At 59.4% G+C, this 19,019-nt stretch carries 17 protein-coding genes; 12 read left to right on the forward strand and 5 right to left on the reverse strand.

What is annotated here, in order from left to right; genetic code table 11:
- Nucleotides 1–23 precede the first annotated feature (23 nt).
- Nucleotides 24–395 (reverse strand): hypothetical protein, encoded by a 372-nt coding sequence (locus OEG84_RS01915; RefSeq protein WP_267652171.1) that lies wholly within the window; start codon nt 393–395, stop codon nt 24–26.
- 168 nt (nt 396–563) lie between these two features.
- On the opposite strand from OEG84_RS01915, the gene OEG84_RS01920 reads away from it, so the two are divergent.
- From OEG84_RS01920 to OEG84_RS01945, 6 genes are all read left to right on the forward strand, one after another.
- Complete coding sequence (locus OEG84_RS01920) at nt 564–1,100, forward strand: CoA-binding protein (protein WP_267652172.1); 537 nt, start codon at nt 564–566, stop codon at nt 1,098–1,100.
- A 144-nt stretch (nt 1,101–1,244) separates the two neighbouring features.
- Nucleotides 1,245–2,528, forward strand: a complete 1,284-nt coding sequence (locus OEG84_RS01925; RefSeq protein ID WP_267652173.1) for an O-acetylhomoserine aminocarboxypropyltransferase — start codon at nt 1,245–1,247, stop codon at nt 2,526–2,528.
- Between the two features lie 125 nt (nt 2,529–2,653).
- A complete protein-coding gene (locus tag OEG84_RS01930; protein WP_267652174.1) occupies nt 2,654–2,944 on the forward strand; it encodes a hypothetical protein in 291 nt (96 codons plus the stop codon).
- Nucleotides 2,923–3,069: a hypothetical protein gene (locus tag OEG84_RS01935; RefSeq protein WP_267652175.1), complete on the forward strand. Its 147-nt coding sequence runs from the start codon at nt 2,923–2,925 to the stop codon at nt 3,067–3,069. Before OEG84_RS01930 ends, OEG84_RS01935 begins: the two co-directional genes overlap by 22 nt.
- Before the next feature lie 124 nt (nt 3,070–3,193).
- Nucleotides 3,194–3,994 (forward strand): hypothetical protein, encoded by an 801-nt coding sequence (locus tag OEG84_RS01940; protein WP_267652176.1) that lies wholly within the window; start codon nt 3,194–3,196, stop codon nt 3,992–3,994.
- 75 nt (nt 3,995–4,069) lie between these two features.
- Nucleotides 4,070–4,414 (forward strand): cupin domain-containing protein, encoded by a 345-nt coding sequence (locus tag OEG84_RS01945; protein WP_267652177.1) that lies wholly within the window; start codon nt 4,070–4,072, stop codon nt 4,412–4,414.
- Here OEG84_RS01945 and OEG84_RS01950 read toward each other — a convergent pair.
- A complete protein-coding gene (locus OEG84_RS01950) occupies nt 4,404–5,636 on the reverse strand; it encodes a cytochrome P450 (protein ID WP_267652178.1) in 1,233 nt (410 codons plus the stop codon). The two genes, OEG84_RS01945 and OEG84_RS01950, sit on opposite strands and share 11 nt — an antisense overlap.
- 550 nt (nt 5,637–6,186) lie before the next feature.
- On the opposite strand from OEG84_RS01950, the gene OEG84_RS01955 reads away from it, so the two are divergent.
- The 5 genes from OEG84_RS01955 (at nt 6,187) to dnaE (ending at nt 15,968) form a co-directional block, all read left to right on the forward strand.
- Nucleotides 6,187–6,819, forward strand: coding sequence for an ATP-dependent Clp protease proteolytic subunit (locus OEG84_RS01955; protein ID WP_267652179.1), 633 nt, complete (start codon nt 6,187–6,189; stop codon nt 6,817–6,819).
- Between the two features lie 300 nt (nt 6,820–7,119).
- Nucleotides 7,120–8,400 carry an ATP-dependent Clp protease ATP-binding subunit ClpX gene (gene clpX, locus OEG84_RS01960; protein WP_267652180.1) on the forward strand — a complete coding sequence of 427 codons (1,281 nt, stop codon included), beginning with the start codon at nt 7,120–7,122 and terminating at the stop codon, nt 8,398–8,400.
- Nucleotides 8,401–8,759: 359 nt separating this feature from the next.
- Nucleotides 8,760–11,192 (forward strand): endopeptidase La, encoded by a 2,433-nt coding sequence (lon, locus tag OEG84_RS01965; RefSeq protein ID WP_267652181.1) that lies wholly within the window; start codon nt 8,760–8,762, stop codon nt 11,190–11,192.
- A gap of 410 nt (nt 11,193–11,602) precedes the next feature.
- Nucleotides 11,603–11,875: a DNA-binding protein HupB gene (gene hupB / locus OEG84_RS01970; RefSeq protein ID WP_267652182.1), complete on the forward strand. Its 273-nt coding sequence runs from the start codon at nt 11,603–11,605 to the stop codon at nt 11,873–11,875.
- Nucleotides 11,876–12,410: 535 nt separating this feature from the next.
- Nucleotides 12,411–15,968, forward strand: coding sequence for a DNA polymerase III subunit alpha (gene dnaE, locus OEG84_RS01975; RefSeq protein WP_425602815.1), 3,558 nt, complete (start codon nt 12,411–12,413; stop codon nt 15,966–15,968).
- 37 nt (nt 15,969–16,005) lie between these two features.
- Here the strand turns inward: dnaE and OEG84_RS01980 are convergent, their stop codons facing one another.
- The 3 genes from OEG84_RS01980 to OEG84_RS01990 form a co-directional block, all read right to left on the reverse strand.
- Entirely contained in the window at nt 16,006–17,319 is a 1,314-nt protein-coding gene (locus OEG84_RS01980) for a DNA polymerase IV (protein WP_267652183.1), read from the reverse strand.
- A 181-nt stretch (nt 17,320–17,500) separates the two neighbouring features.
- Nucleotides 17,501–18,157: a hypothetical protein gene (locus tag OEG84_RS01985; protein WP_267656056.1), complete on the reverse strand. Its 657-nt coding sequence runs from the start codon at nt 18,155–18,157 to the stop codon at nt 17,501–17,503.
- Nucleotides 18,157–18,423 (reverse strand): DUF3572 domain-containing protein, encoded by a 267-nt coding sequence (locus OEG84_RS01990; RefSeq protein ID WP_267652184.1) that lies wholly within the window; start codon nt 18,421–18,423, stop codon nt 18,157–18,159. Before OEG84_RS01990 ends, OEG84_RS01985 begins: the two co-directional genes overlap by 1 nt.
- A gap of 218 nt (nt 18,424–18,641) precedes the next feature.
- Here OEG84_RS01990 and OEG84_RS01995 point away from each other — a divergent pair, with 218 nt between their 5' ends.
- Entirely contained in the window at nt 18,642–19,013 is a 372-nt protein-coding gene (locus tag OEG84_RS01995; RefSeq protein ID WP_267656057.1) for a response regulator, read from the forward strand.
- Nucleotides 19,014–19,019: the final 6 nt, after the last annotated feature.

Genomic DNA, 19,019 nt, shown 5'->3' on the forward strand with positions numbered 1-19,019 from the left:
CAGGCCTTTTATTAAGGAATCCGCTATCGTGTGATCTGCAGCAGTGGCCGGAAACGGGTCATGTCGTCATTGTCATTCGGGTCGGCCTGGCAGGCGATCACCCGGCAGGCGTTGGTGTCGCGAGCCGGCAGGCTGACCCAGACGCCAACTTCGTAGTTTTGACACATCCGTGAGTTGCTGACGTAACGATCATAGATCGGTAGTCCTTTTTTCGAGGTATAGCGCAGAATGGCCGCACCCTCGTCAATCAGGGTGGCGCGGATGTCGGCGCAATCGGTCTGGGTGGTCTCGATCCGGTTGATGGCGTTTGCCGGCGTCACCGCCATCGCCACAAAAACTGCCAGCAAGCCGGTGAGCGGGATCAATTGCCGCATGGGCATGTGCATACAGGTCATGAGTGTCTCCCAATTGGCTTTCGACAAGATGGTCTCGCTCACATGTGGCGCGGATTAGAAGGTTGGACAAGGGCCTAGCCTTCAAATGGCGGAAACATCAAAATACGTAGACTTGACGTGATCGGCGCGCATTGCCAAACCGGAAGCCTCGCCGAGGAAAAACCGCTCATGAACCACGATCACTATGACAACGCCTATATTTCCGGAATTCTGCAATCGGTAAAGACCATCGCCGTGGTGGGCGCATCGGCCAACGACGTGCGGCCAAGTTATTTCGTGATGAAATACCTGCTTGGCAAAGGCTACCGCATCATTCCCGTCAATCCCGGGCAGGCGGGCAAGGAAATCTTGGGGCAGATGACCTATGCGCGGCTTGCCGAGATCCCTGAGCCGATCGACATGGTGGACGTGTTTCGCGCCTCTGACGCAGTGCCTGGCATTGTCGAGGAGGCACTCAAGCTTGAGTCACTGCCCAAGGTGATCTGGATGCAGCTGACCGTCCGCCATGACGAGGCGGCAGCGCTTGCTGAAGCGGCTGGCCTCAAGGTGGTAATGAACCGCTGCCCGAAGATTGAATATGCCCGGCTGTCGGGTGAAATCGGCTGGAGCGGTGTCAACAGCGGCGTAATTTCGTCGCGCAAGCCGGTACGCCGCGAGGGCTACCAGAGTTTTGGCCTTCGGGTGCCGCCACGGGATGGCGATTGATGGAATAATATTTCTTGCAACCGGCCTTGTTTGCGCGTGCATGCTAGGCAATGGCAGATTTCCCGCAAAAATCTTCTTTGACCGGGGCGCAGACATGCGGGATAAACACCTCGACAGCCAACAGGGCACATAGGGGAGACGATCATGTCGAACAGCCAACCGGGATTTGATACACTAGCCATTCATGCGGGGGCCCAGCCGGACCCGACCACGGGCGCGCGCACCACGCCGATCTACCAGACCACCAGCTTCGTCTTTGACGATGCTGATCATGCAGCCTCGCTGTTTGGCCTGAAGGCATTCGGCAACATCTATACGCGCATCATGAACCCGACCCAGGCGGTGCTTGAAGAGCGTCTGGCAGCGCTTGAAGGCGGCACCGCTGCGCTGGCGGTGGCTTCCGGCCATGCCGCGCAGCTGCTGGTGTTCCACACCATCATGAACCCCGGCGACAATTTCATTGCCGCCAATCAGCTTTACGGCGGTTCGATCAACCAGTTCGGCCATTCCTTCAAGTCGTTCGACTGGCATGTCCGTTGGGCCGATCCGGCTGATCTTTCCAGTGTCGAGAGCCAGATCGATGAGCGCACCAAGGCGATCTTTGTCGAAAGCCTCGCCAATCCCGGCGGCACCTTTGTCGATATCAATGCGCTGGCTGAGCTTGCCCACAAGCATGGCATTCCGCTGATCGTCGACAACACCATGGCCTCGCCTTATCTGGTTCGTCCGATCGAGCATGGCGCGGACATCGTGGTCCATTCGCTGACCAAGTTCATTGGCGGCCATGGCAACTCGATGGGCGGCGTGATTGTCGATGGCGGTTCGTTTGACTGGTCGAAATCCGGCAAGTATCCGATGCTGTCGGAGCCGCGGTCGGAATACGGCGGCATGGTGCTGCATGAAACCTTTGGCAATTTTGCATTCGCCATTGCCTGCCGGGTGCTGGGTCTGCGCGATTTCGGTCCTTCGATCTCGCCGTTCAACGCCTTCATGATCCTGACCGGCGTAGAGACCCTGCCACTACGCATGCAGCGCCATTGCGACAACGCACTGGCTGTCGCCGAATGGCTCTCCAAGCACGACAAGGTGGCATGGGTGCATTATGCCGGCCTGCCGGATCACGCAAACCACGCGTTGCAGCAGCGTTACGCCCCCAAGGGCGGCGGCTCGGTGTTCACCTTCGGCCTCAAGGGCGGTTACGATTCCGGCGTCAAGTTCGTCGAAGGCCTGGAGATGTTCTCCCACCTCGCCAACATCGGCGACACCCGTTCGCTGGTCATTCACCCGGCATCAACCACTCACCGTCAGCTGAGCGCCGAGCAACTGGTTGCCGCAGGCGCTGGTCCGGACGTGGTGCGGCTGTCGGTCGGCATCGAGGATGTCAACGATATCATCGCCGATATCGAACAGGCGCTGGCCAAGGCATAAGCCTTGATTGCCTGATGAATATCTTCGGCGGCCCGGCATTTGATGCCGGGCCGTTTGATCTGCAACAAGTCCGCAGACGCCAAATGGCGCTAGGCTTCCACCAAAGTTAATCCGTGGAGGCCCCCATGCCGCAATTCAATGTGCTGACTTTCACAACTGTCGCGATCCTGGTGCTGGCGCCACTGGCCTACGCCCAATCCGCCAATCCGGCCTGGCTTGATAATCTGTCCGACCAGCTCGCCGTCGAGAAACAGTGCGCCGTCAGCTATTTTTTCAACATCACGGAAGGCGAGTTGGCCGGGAGGCTGACCTTTGAAGCCCGCGCCCAGTGTGATGACGGCCGCCGGTTCGACGGCACCCTGACCGAGCCCGCGGATAAATTCGTCATTAGCGAATGCGGCGTTCAGATTTGCTGACTTCGGCCAGTGTCTTGTCGAAGGAATTTGTTGCGCAACCAAGCGGAGAAGGTCCCCGGAAAATGGAAGCTCCGAAACGCATTGCCATGATCGCCGATACCGAACAGGCGCTGGTCAAGGGGTAGGCCTCAACCAATCACCGTCAATGATGACGGCCCGGTGTTCGCATCGGGTCGTTTTTCGTTTGGCAGCATGGGCTTGCAGGATCGGCGTGCCAAAGCGATGATGACGGCGAGGGGGAAGCGCACCATGGCGAGACTTTTACTGTTTTTGGGGTTTTGCATGCTCGCCGGACTGGGGCCGGTCCGGTCGCAGGTGTTGACCTCGATCCCGGCTTCGACTGTTGACGATGCCAAAAGCTTCTGGGGCGCGGTCATGGAGGAATTTTACGGCCCCTACAGCAAGCGCTCCAAATGCTGGATCGGCAAAGCTGGCGCCGAGCGGCTGTGCATGCGCCCGCACCTGTTATCTTCCGTCATGGTTGGGGGCGAAGTGACCCAGTTTGCCGCCATGTCGGGCCATGCGATCCAGCCTGATGGAAGCCACGCCGAGTGTCACGGCTGCGCCGGTAAGCTCGGGCTTGTTGTCTTGCGCGCCGCGGGCAACCGCCTGGCTCTGGTGGCGCGCAACAGCCTTTCTGAGGACATCGGGTCATGGGGGATGGCTCCTCCGGAGGAGGCGTTCCGCGTGGTACGTCTTGGCAAAGACAATTACGGTTGGCTGATCGAGAGCGGCTTTACCGGGCAAGGATACACCCAGGGTGGCGTAAGCGTGTTTGGTGTGCTCGGCGACAAGGTCGTCGATCTCGGCTTTATCGACACCTATTCCGACAATGAGGGCACCTGCGGCGATGGGCTCGGCACCTGCTATCGCCACAGCTATGAAATCGTCAGCGACGCGGACAGCGGGTCAGCGCGCTTTGCCGATCTTGTCGCCCGCAAGCTGGAGAGCTCCGATCCTGACGCCACGGCAAGTTTCACAATTCCATTTTCCAACGATGAACTGAAATATCTGCCGCCGGAGGCGTTGTCAGCACAGCTCGGCGGCTGATCCGGACAGGCACGCATGGCTGGCGCGATGGCTGTGTATCAGGGTAATCTCGGCTCACCAACATTGGAGCGGTTCATGGCTACTGCGCATATAATCCCCGTGACCCCGTCTGCCGAGCCTGAGGTTTCTCGTCCCGAGGCCGCCAAGATTCTCTCCGGCGATCCGGTGCACACCACCTGGAGCCTGGAGGAGCGGGACGGGCTTTATTGCGGCATCTGGCAATCGACGCCGGGCAAATGGCGCATCTCCTACGACGAATGGGAATATTGCCGCATTCTTGAAGGCGTGTCGGTAATTTCCGAAGATGGCGGCGAGGCAGTTACGGTCAAGGCCGGCGATAGCTTCGTCCTCAGGCCCGGCTTCAAGGGAAGCTGGGAAGTCATTGAAACGACTCGCAAGGACTATGTGATCAGGCTGTAGCGCCGGCGTCCCGGCTGGAAAGCTTAAGTTGCTCGAGCCCGTGAAAATGAAAGCTGTCTCGGTAGCGCGGCACACCGTCCATCTGCAGCGTCGGCAGTCGCTCAAACAGCACCGACAGCGATTCCTGCAGTTCCAGCCGTGCCAGCGGCGCGCCGATGCAAAAATGCAGGCCCGCGCCGAAGGTGACGTTTTTCTGGTCAGCGCGTCCGGGTCGGAATTCGTCCGGTGCCTCGAAGGCTGACGGATCGCGGTTGGCCGCGCCAAGCAGCAGCGCCACCTGTTTGCCCGGTTTCAATGTGACCGGGCCGAGGTCGACAGGCTCATAGGCGTAGCGGGTAAACATGTGCAGCGGCGCACCAAACCTCAGTGCTTCCTCGATGCTTGCAGTCGTTGCTTCGGGCGTTGCCACGAACCGCCGTGGGTCGCCGTCTTGTTCGAGCAGGGTTTTTACCGCGTTACCGGTCTGATGCACGGTGGCCTCGTGCCCGGCATTAAGCAGCAGCACACAGGTCGAGATCAACTCCTCATCGCTGAGTTTCTCGCCGGTATCGCGTACGGCGATCAACGCCGAAAGCAGATCATCGGCCTTGGTGTGCCGGTGTTCGTCGATATGGGCGGTGAGGAACGCCCCGAAGGCGCTTGCGGCCAGATTGGCGCGCTCTTCGGTCTCGCGTGAGCGCTGTGGCACGTACATTTCGCACATTGCATGCGACCAGCCCAGCAGGTCATCGCCGCGCTCGACCGGCACGCCGAGCAACTCGCAGATCACGGTGACCGGAATGGGTGTGGCAAATTCCGACAGCAGATCGAACGGCTGGCCAGCGGGCAGGGCGTCGACCAGATCGTGGGCGAGCGCATGGATACGCGGTCGCAGCCGCTCGACCGAGCGCGAGACGAACGCCCGGTTGACCAGAGTTCTGAGCCGCGTGTGCGCCGGCGGTTCGCGTTCGAGCAGCGATCCGCTTTCAATTCGGTCGAAATCGCCAAGATGGCCGCGGCCTTCGACCGGATTGAGCGGTGCGCCCCAACGGTTCTCGCGGCCCAGCCGCCGGTCGCGCAAGAGCGCATTGACCTGATCGTAGCCTGCCACCGCCCACATGCCGTATTCGCGCCAGTAAAATACAGGCGAAAGCCGGTGCATCTCGGCATAAAAATCATAGGGGTCCTGAACGAATTCGGGATCTCTCGGGTCTTGCGAAACGGTATGAGAAAGCTTTGACATTCAAGAGCCATATCGTGGATCTGGCCGCGCGTGTATCCGGGGATGCACTGATCCCCGCAATTATTCAAAGATACCCTTTCCGCCGGACTGCCAGCGCATCACGGCTTTGCACGGCAGCCGATTCAGCTTGATGGCAAGTGTCGCTTGTCAGAAATCTGCAGCCAGCCGGAGACTATAGGGAGGATCTCCACCGTGCGCGCTTCGGTCTTCATTGTGAGAACATCCGCCATGCGGTGGTCCATACCGGTCGGATTGCCGCGATGTGGGGGCTGGTTTTACTCAGAACCTGATCCGTGATTGACCACGGCGTTACTGATTCGCCGCGGCGGAGGGCACAAACAAACCCTCGCAACCATCCGGAATCGCACTGGAATGCAGAAGCTTTGAAAACCGTAACCTCAATTTAACACCGTACGTGAACAAGAGACGCACGCCGTTTCGCCGTCTTGCGTCTTGAAGCGGCGGGGGGCACACTCTATGTAGTGGGTTCAACAAGATTGATTCCCCGCGGGCCGAGGCGTCTGCCGGGCCGTTTGACAAGGGAAGCGTAATGACAAATCCAGTCGATACCGCCATGGCACTTGTGCCGATGGTCGTTGAGCAGACTAACCGCGGTGAACGGTCATACGACATTTTCTCGCGGCTCCTCAAGGAGCGCATCATTTTCATCACCGGTCCGATCGAGGACCACACGGCAACGCTGGTGTGCGCGCAATTGCTGTTCCTGGAAGCCGAGAATCCGAAGAAGGAAATCGCGCTCTACATCAATTCGCCCGGCGGCGTGGTCACCTCCGGCATGGCAATCTACGATACCATGCAGTTCATCAAACCGGCGATTTCGACGCTGTGCATCGGCCAGGCGGCATCGATGGGTTCGCTGCTGTTGTGCGCCGGGCACAAGGACATGCGCTTTGCCACGCCCAACGCCCGCATCATGGTGCACCAGCCTTCCGGCGGCTTCCAGGGCCAGGCGTCCGACATCGAGCGGCATGCCCAGGACATCATCAAGATGAAGCGCCGGCTCAACGAAATTTACGTCGAACATACGGGTCAGGATTACGCGACAGTTGAAAAGACGCTTGATCGTGACCACTTCATGACTGCGAACGAAGCGCTCGAGTTCGGGTTGATCGACCGGGTCTTCGACAAGCGCGAGAACATCGAGGCTCCGGCTTCAACCTAGAAAGACGTCCATGACACTGCGTTTTTCATGTCATTGCGCCCCCTTTGCAACACGTTTTCGTGTCTGCGGGGTGGCGCTATGGCTGGATCGCGTTAGTATTGAACGTTAAGTCTATGTTCAAATTCTCGGGCGTAACATCGCCGGATTGACGGGGATTCGTTGCCACCGGTCTCGGGAATGTTTTACCTGAGACCGGGTTTGTACCCCGAAATTGCCTGTATGCCCCACCGTTTCGGCGTTGGGAGCGGTCAGGCGCTATACATCCAGGTCTGTTGCCTGGATCGCGGGAAGGAAAGTGAAATGAGCAAGGTCAGCGGCAGCAACGGCGGCGATTCCAAGAATACCCTTTATTGCTCTTTCTGCGGCAAGAGCCAGCATGAAGTGCGCAAACTGATTGCCGGTCCCACTGTGTTCATCTGCGATGAATGCGTGGAATTGTGCATGGACATCATTCGCGAGGAAAACAAATCCTCGATGGTGAAGTCGAGCGACGGCGTGCCTACTCCTCAGGAAATCATCGCAACGCTCGACGAGTATGTGATTGGCCAGCATCAGGCCAAGAAGATCCTCTCGGTCGCCGTACACAACCACTACAAGCGGCTCAACCATTCGTCCAAGTCGGGTGAAGTGGAATTGGCCAAGTCCAACATCCTGCTCGTCGGACCGACCGGTTGCGGCAAGACCTATCTGGCCCAGACATTGGCCCGCATCATCGACGTGCCATTCACCATGGCCGATGCGACCACGCTGACCGAGGCCGGTTATGTCGGTGAGGATGTCGAAAACATCATCCTCAAGCTGCTGCAGTCAGCCGATTACAACGTCGAACGCGCCCAGCGCGGCATCGTTTATATCGACGAGGTCGACAAGATCTCGCGCAAGTCGGACAATCCGTCGATTACCCGTGATGTCTCGGGCGAGGGCGTCCAGCAGGCGCTTCTGAAGATCATGGAAGGAACTGTCGCTTCGGTGCCGCCCCAGGGCGGTCGCAAGCACCCGCAGCAGGAATTCCTGCAGGTGGACACCACCAACATCCTGTTTGTCTGTGGCGGAGCGTTTGCCGGCCTCGACAAGATCATCTCGGCACGTGGCGAAAAGACCTCGATTGGCTTTTCCGCTACGGTTCGCGCCCAGGACGAACGCCGGGTCGGCGAAGTGTTGCGCGAACTCGAGCCCGAGGATCTGGTGAAATTCGGCCTGATTCCGGAATTCATCGGCCGGCTGCCGGTGCTGGCAACGCTTGAAGACCTTGATGAATCGGCGTTGATCCAGATTCTGACCGAACCCAAGAACGCGCTGGTCAAGCAGTATCAGCGGCTGTTCGAGATGGAAGATGTCGAACTGACCTTCCACGAGAGCGCGCTTACGGAAATTGCCAAGCGTGGCATCATCCGCAAGACCGGCGCCCGCGGGTTGCGTTCGATCATGGAGAAGATCCTGCTCGACACCATGTTCGAACTGCCCGAGCTTGAAGGTGTGCGCGAAGTGGTGATCTCCGATGAGGTGGTCAACGGCAACGCCCGACCGCTCTACATCTACGCCGAGCGTGACGATGACGCCAAGGGATCGGCTTCGGCCTGATCGGGCTTCTTCTGAAAGCCTCTGAAAATCAAGCCCTCCGGAGCCATCCGGAGGGCTTTTTGCTATAGGAATGGTTTGTGACCGCAATCATATGACTGAAACGAGAGCGTCGATCATAGGGGCGGCTTTTTCTGTCACTCCAGCTTCCCGCCACTTTCATTGTCTAATATCGTCACGAATCGGTGAGGAAGCGTTCGCCGGCCATTAATCCGACTTGAAACAGGGCCTCTGGTTCTCCAATTAGATATCAGGAGGGATTGAACCCTCGATAAGGACGCTAACAGCGGTTGCTGGTTCACCCGGGGCCGCGTCCTGCGTTGCCAATCGGCCCTGACAAAAGGGTCATGAAAGGAAATGACATGCCGGACAAAATCGTGAGCCCCTCACAGACGCCGGAAGATGCCGGGGTCTATCCCGTTCTTCCGCTGCGCGACATCGTTGTATTTCCGCATATGATCGTACCATTGTTCGTCGGTCGCGAGAAATCGATCCTGGCGCTTGAGGAAGTGATGGGATCGGACAAGCAGATCATGCTGGCCACCCAGATCAATGCCGGTGATGATGATCCGGATCCCGCAGGGATCTATCAGATCGGCACCATCGCCAATGTGCTGCAGTTGCTCAAATTGCCCGACGGGACTGTAAAGGTTCTGGTCGAAGGCCGCGCCCGCGCCGAGATCGTCAATTACACTGATCGGGTCGACTATTACGAGGCCCATGCCGTCGAGCTTGCCGAGCCCGATGAAGACCCGGTGGAAATCGAGGCACTGTCGCGCTCCGTGGTCTCCGAGTTCGAAAATTACGTCAAGCTGAACAAGAAGATCTCGCCCGAAGTTGTGGGCGCAGCAAGCCAGATTGACGATTACTCCAAGCTCGCTGACACGGTGGCTTCGCATCTGTCGATCAAGATCACCGAAAAGCAGGACATGCTCTCGACGGTTTCGGTCAAGGGCCGGCTGGAAAAGGCGCTCGGCTTCATGGAAGGCGAGATTTCTGTTCTGCAGGTGGAAAAGCGCATCCGCTCCCGCGTCAAGCGGCAGATGGAGAAGACCCAGCGCGAGTATTATCTCAACGAACAGATGAAGGCGATCCAGAAGGAACTCGGCGACGGCGAGGACGGCCGCGACGAGATGACCGAGATCGAACAGCGGATCGCCAAGACCAAGCTGTCCAAGGAAGCCCGCGAAAAGGCCGATGCCGAGTTCAAGAAACTCAAGCAGATGAGCCCGATGTCGGCAGAAGCCACGGTGGTGCGGAACTATCTCGATTGGTTGCTGGGTTTGCCCTGGGGCAAAAAATCTCGGGTCAAGATCGATCTTGCTGCCGCCGAAAAGGCGCTCGAGGAGGATCACTATGGCCTTGAGAAGGTCAAGGAGCGGATCATCGAGTATCTCGCCGTGCAGGCGCGCTCATCCAAGCTCAAGGGGCCGATCCTCTGCCTCGTCGGACCTCCCGGCGTCGGCAAAACCTCCCTCGCCAAGTCGATCGCCAAGGCAACCGGCCGCGAATACGTCCGCATGGCGCTTGGCGGTGTGCGTGACGAGGCCGAAATTCGCGGTCACCGCCGCACTTATATCGGTTCGATGCCCGGCAAGGTCGTCCAGTCGATGAAGAAGGCGAAGAAAACCAACCCGTTGTTCCTGCTCGACGAGATCGACAAGATGGGTCAGGATTTCCGTGGCGACCCGTCTTCTGCGCTGCTTGAGGTGCTTGATCCGGAACAGAACTCGACCTTCATGGATCACTATCTCGAAGTTGAGTACGATTTGTCCAACGTGATGTTCATCACCACGGCCAATACGCTCAACATCCCGGCACCGTTGATGGACCGGATGGAGATCATCCGCATCGCCGGGTACACCGAGGATGAGAAGCAGCAGATCGCCCGCCGGCATCTTCTGTCCAAGGCAGTGCGCGATCACGCGCTGCGTCCGGAAGAATTCGAAATCACCGACGGCGCGCTGCTGCAGATTGTCCGCACCTATACGCGGGAAGCAGGCGTACGTAATTTCGAACGCGAATTGATGAAGCTGTCGCGCAAGGCGGTCACAGAGATTCTGAGAACCGGCGTCAAGTCGGTCAAGATCACCGAGGACAATCTTGCCGACTATCTCGGGGTGCCGCGGTTCCGCTATGGCGAAGCCGAGACCGACGATCAGGTTGGCGTGGTTACCGGGCTGGCCTGGACCGAAGTGGGCGGCGAGTTGTTGACCATCGAAGGCGTGATGATGCCGGGCAAAGGCAAGATGACCGTCACCGGCAATCTGCGCGACGTGATGAAGGAATCGATTTCGGCGGCGGCCTCCTATGTCCGCTCGCGTGCGGTTGATTTCGGCATTGAGCCGCCATTGTTCGACAAGCGCGATATCCACGTCCACGTACCCGAAGGGGCTACCCCGAAGGACGGTCCCTCGGCCGGTGTGGGAATGGCAACTGCTATTGTGTCGATCATGACCAAGATTCCGGTACGCCGTGATGTCGCCATGACCGGCGAAATCACACTGCGTGGACGAATTCTGCCGATTGGCGGCCTCAAGGAAAAACTGCTGGCAGCCCTGCGGGGCGGCATCAAGACGGTGATGATTCCCGAGGACAATGCCAAGGATCTGCCCGAGATCCCGGACAATGTGAAAAACGGCCTGGAGATCATCCCGGTCGCCAAGATGGGTGACGTGCTGCGCCACGCGCTTGTGCGCATGCCCGAGGCGATCACCTGGGATCCTGACGCCAAGCCTGAAGCGCCGATTGTCGCTGAGACCGTTGATGAGAGCGGCACTGCAATCGCCCATTGATGGTGGTGGCGCCCGGATCGGTTGATTCAAGCGTCATCCTGCTTGCCTCATCTTGAACCATGAAAGCGCCGCGCGTTGGCTTCAATGCGCGGCGCTTTTGCGTTTGCCGCTGCCTGACCGGCGAGAGCCGTCCGGCGGTAATTGTCTGCTGGTAATGGCCCCGGAGGATTGCAATGCAATTTGGGTAGGCTCCCACCGCCGGTAGCGAACACTGGAGTCGTTGCAATACAGCCAAACCGGGCAACTGGGCGGTCAGGCACGGGGCGTTCAGTCAGTTTTCTGTGTGAAGCCCTGTGAAAACCGCTGAAAACCGTTCGTTTGCAAGGAGTTTTGTTGCGCGATACCGCGAGATGCGTAGGATCACGCCATCGAACACATTGAGTCGACATTACGCCAGAAAGGGACGGAAAATGAACAAGAACGAACTCGTGGCCTCAGTTGCCGAGAAGTCGGGCATCAGCAAGGGTGACGCAACATCGGCAGTCGAGGCGGTTTTCGAAACCATCACCGGTGAGCTCAAGAATGGCGGCGACGTCCGCCTGATCGGCTTTGGCAACTTCACCGTGTCGCGCCGCGAAGCCTCCAAGGGCCGCAACCCGCAGACCGGCAAGGAAGTCGATATTCCGGCTCGCAACGTGCCGAAATTCTCGGCCGGCAAGGGCCTCAAGGACGCGTGCAACTAAGCCGCATCCATTCGATTGATTGAATGAAAAGCCCGGGGGAGAAATCCTCCGGGCTTTTTCGTGCAGACCCGGTCCGCGGGCGGCTTTCCGCTGCGGGCTCTTCGCGGTGACGGCATTCGTGCGGTGCTTGACAGCGGAACAGATATAGAACAAGATAGAAACATAAAGCGAATACACAGGAGTTGATCATGACTGCATTTGCCCGCGATCTCGCCGCCTTCGTTTCCATGTCTCTGTTTGTTGCAAGTTTTGCCGTCGTTGTAATGGCGTTTTAGGCCGCCATTGTTGGTGCCAACCCGGTCACTCAAGCTGGCGCCTGCGGGCGTACTTGAGGTGATCCGGGTCCCGCATGGCCAATTATCCCACGCGGGTTCTCTGTTTCCGTTTTGAGGTACGCGTGCCCGTGCCTGTGTGAAGCGCCGGTTTTGCTTGCTCCTGCTCTGGACTTTCGAGTCCGGGTCCTCACAATTGCTGCTTGAGTCTGTGGTGCGCCCAAAAAGGTGCAGATGCCGCGGCCGTTCAGCAGGGGATATCCATGGCACGGGAAAACAAGGCGGCGAAAATGCTCGCCAATCTGGCCGCGGGGGCCAAATCGACGCGCCATGGGGCCGATGATGTTGAGCTCGGCGAGACCGGCACTTGGCCGGGCTTCGTGCATTTGCGGGTGCACTCGGCCTATTCGCTGCTTGAAGGCGCATTGCCGATCAAGACGCTGATCAAACGCGCCGTTGCCGATCAGCAGCCGGCACTGGCAATTACCGACACCAACAATTTGTTTGGCGCGCTTGAATTTTCGGTTAAGGCCATGGAAGCCGGAATCCAGCCGCTGATCGGGTGTCAACTCGACATCGATATGGAGGACGGCCAGCAGGGTGATCGCCGGTCTCACCGCGACCACCTGCAAAAATCACCTGCGATTGTCCTCTACGCCGCCACCGCTGCCGGCTACGACCGTCTGGTGGCGCTGGTCAGCCGCGCCTATCTCGAAGGCGACAGCGTTGAGCGCCCGCATATCACCATTTCCTGGCTGGAAGAGGGCGCCGAAGGCCTGATCGCGCTCACCGGCGCCGATGGCGGGCCGGTCAACCAGGCGATGCGCGAGGGGCATCCCGACAAGGCCAGGGACAGGCTTGAACGCCTCAAGGCGCTTTTTGGCGATCGGCTTTACCTCGAATTGCAGCGCCAGAAAGGCTATGATCGCGGACTTGAGGCGACGATGATCGCGCTTGCGTATCAATGCGAGGTGCCGCTGGTTGCCACCAACGAGGCATTTTTTCCCGGACCGGACGATTTTGAGGCCCATGACGCGCTGATGGCGGTCGCCCACAACGCCGTCATGTCGGACGACCGTCGGCCGCGCCTGAGTGTCGACCACTGCCTGAAATCCCGCGCTGAAATGATGGCGATCTTTTCCGATGCCCCCGAAGCGCTGGCCAACACGGTGGAAATCGCCCGCCGCTGTGCGGCGATTGTCGAGACCCGTGCGCCGATTCTACCGCATTTCACCGGTGCCGATCATGGGAACCCCGAAGCTGCGCTTGCCGCAGAAGCAGCAGAACTGCGGCGGCAGTCGATCGAGGGGCTGGAACGGCGTCTGACGCGGGTCGGGATGGCCGATGGCTACACCATCGAGGATTATCGCGAACGGTTGCAGATCGAGCTCGACATCATCGAGAACATGAAGTTTCCCGGCTACTTCCTGATCGTGGCCGACTTCATCAAATGGGCCAAGGATCAGGGCATTCCGGTGGGACCCGGTCGTGGTTCCGGTGCGGGCTCATTGGTCGCCTACGCGCTGACTATCACCGATGTCGATCCACTGCGTTTTTCGCTGCTGTTCGAACGTTTTCTCAACCCCGCCCGTGTGTCGATGCCCGACTTTGACATCGACTTCTGCCAGGATCGCCGCGAAGAGGTGATCCGCTATGTGCAGAAGAAATATGGCCGAGAGCAGGTTGGGCAGATCATCACGTTCGGAAGCCTTCAGGCGCGCGCGGCGTTGCGCGATGTCGGCCGGGTGCTGGAAATGCCCTATGGTCTGGTCGACCGGATCTGCAAGCTGGTGCCCAACAATCCCGCCAACCCGACGCCGTTGGGCAAGGCAATAGAGGAAGAGCCGCGGTTCGCCGAGGAAGTCGACAAGGAACCCGCCGTCGGGCGCCTGCTCGATATCGCCCAGAAGCTCGAGGGGTTGTACCGCCACGCCTCCACCCACGCCGCCGGCATCGTCATTGGCGACCGGCCGCTGTCGCAATTGGTGCCGATGTACCGCGATCCGCGTTCCGACATGCCGGTCACCCAGTTCAACATGAAATGGGTCGAGCAGGCCGGCCTGGTCAAGTTCGACTTTCTCGGCCTCAAGACCCTGACTGTGCTGAAGACGGCAGTCGGGTTTATCGCCAAGCGCAACATCACCATCGATCTCGAAGCCTTGCCGCTTGATGACAAGCCGACCTACGAGATGCTGTCACGCGGCGAGACGGTCGGCGTGTTCCAGGTGGAATCGGCGGGCATGCGCAAGGCGCTGATTGGCATGCGCCCCGACAGGATCGAGGACATCATTGCGCTGGTCGCGCTCTATCGTCCCGGCCCGATGGAAAACATCCCGGTCTACAATGCGCGCAAGCATGGCGAGGAGGAACTGGCCTCGATCCATCCCAAGATCGACGGGCTGCTGGCCGAAACCCAGGGCGTGATCGTCTATCAGGAACAGGTGATGCAGATCGCCCAGGTGTTGGCAGGCTACTCGCTTGGAGAAGCCGACCTTCTGCGCCGTGCCATGGGCAAGAAGATCCAGGCGGAAATGGACAAGCAGCGCGCCCGCTTCGTCGATGGTGCCGTCGAACGCGATGTGTCCAAGCCGCAGGCCAATCTGATCTTCGATCTTCTCGCGAAATTCGCCAATTACGGCTTCAACAAGTCTCACGCCGCAGCCTACGGCATTGTTTCCTATCAGACGGCCTACCTGAAAGCCCATTACCCGGTCGAATTTCTGGCTGCCTCGATGACGCTGGATATGTCGAACACTGACAAGATCAACGATTTCCGCCAGGACGCCAAACGGCTTGGCATCGAGGTGGTGCCGCCATCGGTGCAGACCAGCTTCCGGCATTTCGAGACCGGCGAAAACCGGATCTATTATGCGTTGGCGGCAATCAAGGGTGTGGGCGATGCCGCCGTTGAACACATCGTCGAAGTCCGCGGCGACGCGCCGTTTGCCACGCTGGAGGATTTCTGCCTGCGGATCGATCCGCGCCAGGTCAACCGGCGGGTGCTTGAAAGCCTGATTACCGCCGGCGCGCTCGATTGTTTCGGCCATGACCGGGCCATCCTCGTCGCCGGCCTTGACCGCATTCTCGGCTTCGCCCAGCGCGCGCAGGAAAACCGTATCAGCGGGCAGAGCGATATGTTCGGCTCAGGCGCTGCCGAAAACATTGAAACCATCCACCTGCCGGCAACGATGCCCTGGCTGGCGGCAGAGAAACTGCACCGCGAATATCAGTCGCTGGGCTTCTATCTGTCAGCCCATCCACTTGATTCCTATAATGATCTGTTGGCCAAGATGCGGGTGCAGACCTGGGCCGACTTTTCGGTCTCGGTCAAGGCCGGCGCCACCGCGGGGCGGCTGGCGGGCACTGTCACCAGCAAGCAGGAACGCAAGACCCGCACCGGCAACAAGATGGGCATTGTGGCGTTCTCCGACAGTTCCGGCCAGTACGAGGCAGTGCTGTTTTCCGAAGGCTTGGCGCTTTACCGCGAGTTGCTCGAACCGGGTAAGTCGATCGTCATCACCGTCACTGCCGAGGAGCGTCCCGAAGGCATCGGTCTGCGCATCCAGACGGCCGACTCGCTCGAAGATCGGGCCGCGCGCGGCCAGTCCGCACTCAGGGTTTACATGCGTGATGCAAAGCCGCTCAATTCGGTCTCGACCCAGTTGAAATCGCGCGGTGAAGGGCAGGTGTCTTTCGTCATGATCAAGGATGACGGTCGTCGAGAAATCGAAGTTACGTTGCCGGACCGCTACAAGCTCACACCGCAATTGGCTTCCGCGCTGAAGGCGGCGCCCGGTGTGCTTGACGTCGAGCTGGTTTAATGTCGGCGGCTTTCGCTGCTTGGAGCCGCTCTCTGAGCTAATCCTCTTCGGCCTGCTTGGTCTTGCGCGAGGTTCCGAAGGTATAACCGGTCTCCAAAATGTCGCGGCCGAATTTTTGCCGGACCTTGTCGATGGCGCTTTCCGCCACCGCCCGGCGCGCGGCGGCGGGGTCCACCAGATCCGGCGGGTCGGCGCGCGCCGCGTCGGTCAGGTCTGAAACGCCGATGCCGATCAGCCGGAAACGCTCGCCGCCGAGTTCTTTTTCCAGAAGATGCAGTCCGGTGCGGAAAACCCGGTCGGCAAGCACGGTCGGATCTTCAAGCTTGATATTGCGGGTGCGGCTTTTGAAATCGCCGGTCTTGAGCTTGAGCACCACTGTCTGCCCGGCAATGCCCGAGGCCTTGAGCCGGGCCGAGACCTTTTCCGACAGCCGCCGGAGCACCGGCACCAGATCCTTGGCCTCCGAAAGATCGTGGTTGAAGGTGGTTTCCGCCGAGACGCTCTTGGCGCCCTCATTGGGGTGCACGGTGCGATCGCCTTCGCCACGGGCCAGATGATAGAGGCGCTTGCCCATCACCCCGTAGCTGCGCATCAGCGCCGTCAGCTCCATGGTCTGCAACTGGCCAATGGTGCGGATGCCGTCGCGCTCCAACGTTGCCCCGAATGCCTTGCCAACGCCCCAGATCATCGTCACCGGACGCGGCTTGAGAAAATCCAGCGCCTCCTGCTTGCCGATCACCGAAAATCCGCGCGGCTTGTCGAGATCGGAGGCGACCTTGGCCAGGAACTTGCAATAGGACAGCCCCACCGACAGCGAGATGCCGATCTCGGCCTCCACCCGTGCGGCAAACCTGGCCAGCGTGCGGGCAGGGGTGTCCTTGTGCAGCCGTTCGGTGCCGGCAAGGTCCAGGAACGCCTCGTCGATCGAAATCGGCTGTACCAGCGGTGTGAGCTCTTCCATCATCCGCCGGACTTCGCGGCCGACGCGCGCGTATTTTTCCATGTCGGGCTTGATCACCACTGCATCCGGGCAGGCATCGAGCGCCTTGAACATCGGCATGGCCGAACGCACGCCATTGATCCGGGCGATGTAACAGCAGGTGGAAACCACGCCGCGCTTGCCACCGCCGATGATAACAGGCTTGTCGGCCAGTTCAGGATTGTCGCGTTTTTCCACCGTGGCGTAAAACGCATCGCAGTCAACATGGGCAAGCGTCAGCTCCCCGATTTCGCGGTGGCGGATAAGGCGCGGGCTGCCGCACATCGCACAGCGTCGCCCGGCGCCTGCCGGCGTCAGGCAATCACGGCAAAAACCGGGAAGTGGATCGGAATGCTGCGGCGCTTGGGGCATCGGCTCGATAGCAAAAGAGAACAAACGTTGAACATCGCCAGATTACGCAATAGTCTGGCGACTCACAAGTCCACCATTATGTGATGGGAGCCGGTTTTGATGTCGATGTCGATCTCGCCTTCTGGCCGAGGCGCTATGGCCACAGCCGGGAACGCCGTTCGGGCCCAAAAGCGCTATCTGTTCAGCCGGGAAGGGACGTCAGATGGGTCCTTATGAGCGCTTCCGCCTCGTTCCAGTCGCCCGCCATCGCAACGCCGTCACCTGGATGCGGCGCCAACGCCCGGAAAGCGTCGTTGGCCATCAGGTTGACCAGCAGCGTTTCGGGCATGTGCGCCCTTACCGACTGAAGATTGGTGAAAATGTCGTCGATGAACACCAGCGGGTGATCTCGGCCGGCATGCAGCGCCTTGACCGCCGGTCCTTTGGGCGCCTCGGTGGCAATCATCGGATAATCGAAGCCGTGCTGGTCGAGCAAGATGCGGCGCACCGATCGGTGGCGCGGCGGCATCGCCGTCAGAAACACGATATCGGCGTCTTCCGACAGCCGGGCCAGACTGTCGGCTGCCGCCTTGATCGGCGTCTGCCAGCCATCCTGGGCCGTGAAAAAGCTCTCCAACAGTTGCTCGACCTCGTCGTGTCCGGTTTCGGAACTGTCAGCAAGATTGAATATGTTGCCGGTGAGCCGGAACGAGCGCGGTCGCAACTCGTGGCCGTTATCGATCAGGAATGCCTGGAACGGGGTGATGAACTCCAGCACCACCTCGTCGATATCGCAAACGATCAAGGCTCTTTCGCCGAGATTGAGATCGTCATGTTCGGCGTCGGGAATGCGTATCATCATCCGGCCTCGCTGGCGCCGCCCAGCGCCTGGAAGGCGCGCGTCACCGCTTCCGGCCGGGTGCCGGTCGAGGCGCAAAAATCCATCAATGTCGGCTCGTGGTTCATCAGGAAACCGAGCACGCCGGCGAGAAACCCCGGTTCCTTTGCCGCTTCGCGCAGATTGGAAGCCTCAAGCCCGGTCAAGGCCAGAAAACGGCCCATCAGTTCGGGCTCTCCGGCCAGCCATCCAAGCACCGCAATCGCCGTTTCTTCTGCATCCGCCATCGCCCGGGTTTCCTTGTTTGGATCATGTACCGCATTCGCACGATCCGATTACCACTTTTTCAACCTAATGAAACTAAGGTGGTTGTGTTGACTGGCATCAGGACGCGGTTTGTTTGCAATCGGGTCTGGTGTGAGACTGGCAATTCTTGGCGGTGGCGGTTGGCATCGGGAGGATCTGGCAGGTTGGAAGAACCGCCGATTCGAGGATGGGAATGGATATGACAAAGCAGGTGATGATTGTTGAGGACAATGAACTCAACATGAAGCTGTTCCGGGACCTGATCGAAGCGTCAGGCTACAAGACCATCCAGACCCGCAATGGCATGGAAGCGATGGATCTTGCCCGCAAGCATCGCCCCGACCTTATCCTGATGGATATTCAGTTGCCCGAAGTCTCGGGTCTGGAAGTCACCAAATGGCTCAAGCAGGATGACGACCTGCATATGATTCCGGTTATCGCGGTTACCGCCTTTGCGATGAAGGGTGATGAGGAGCGCATCCGGCAGGGGGGCTGCGAGGCCTATATTTCCAAACCCATATCGGTGCCCAAATTCATCGAAACCCTCAAGACCTATCTCGGCGATGCATAGGGGCGG

The sequence above is a fragment of the Hoeflea algicola genome (assembly GCF_026619415.1).
Classification (GTDB): domain Bacteria; phylum Pseudomonadota; class Alphaproteobacteria; order Rhizobiales; family Rhizobiaceae; genus Hoeflea; species Hoeflea algicola.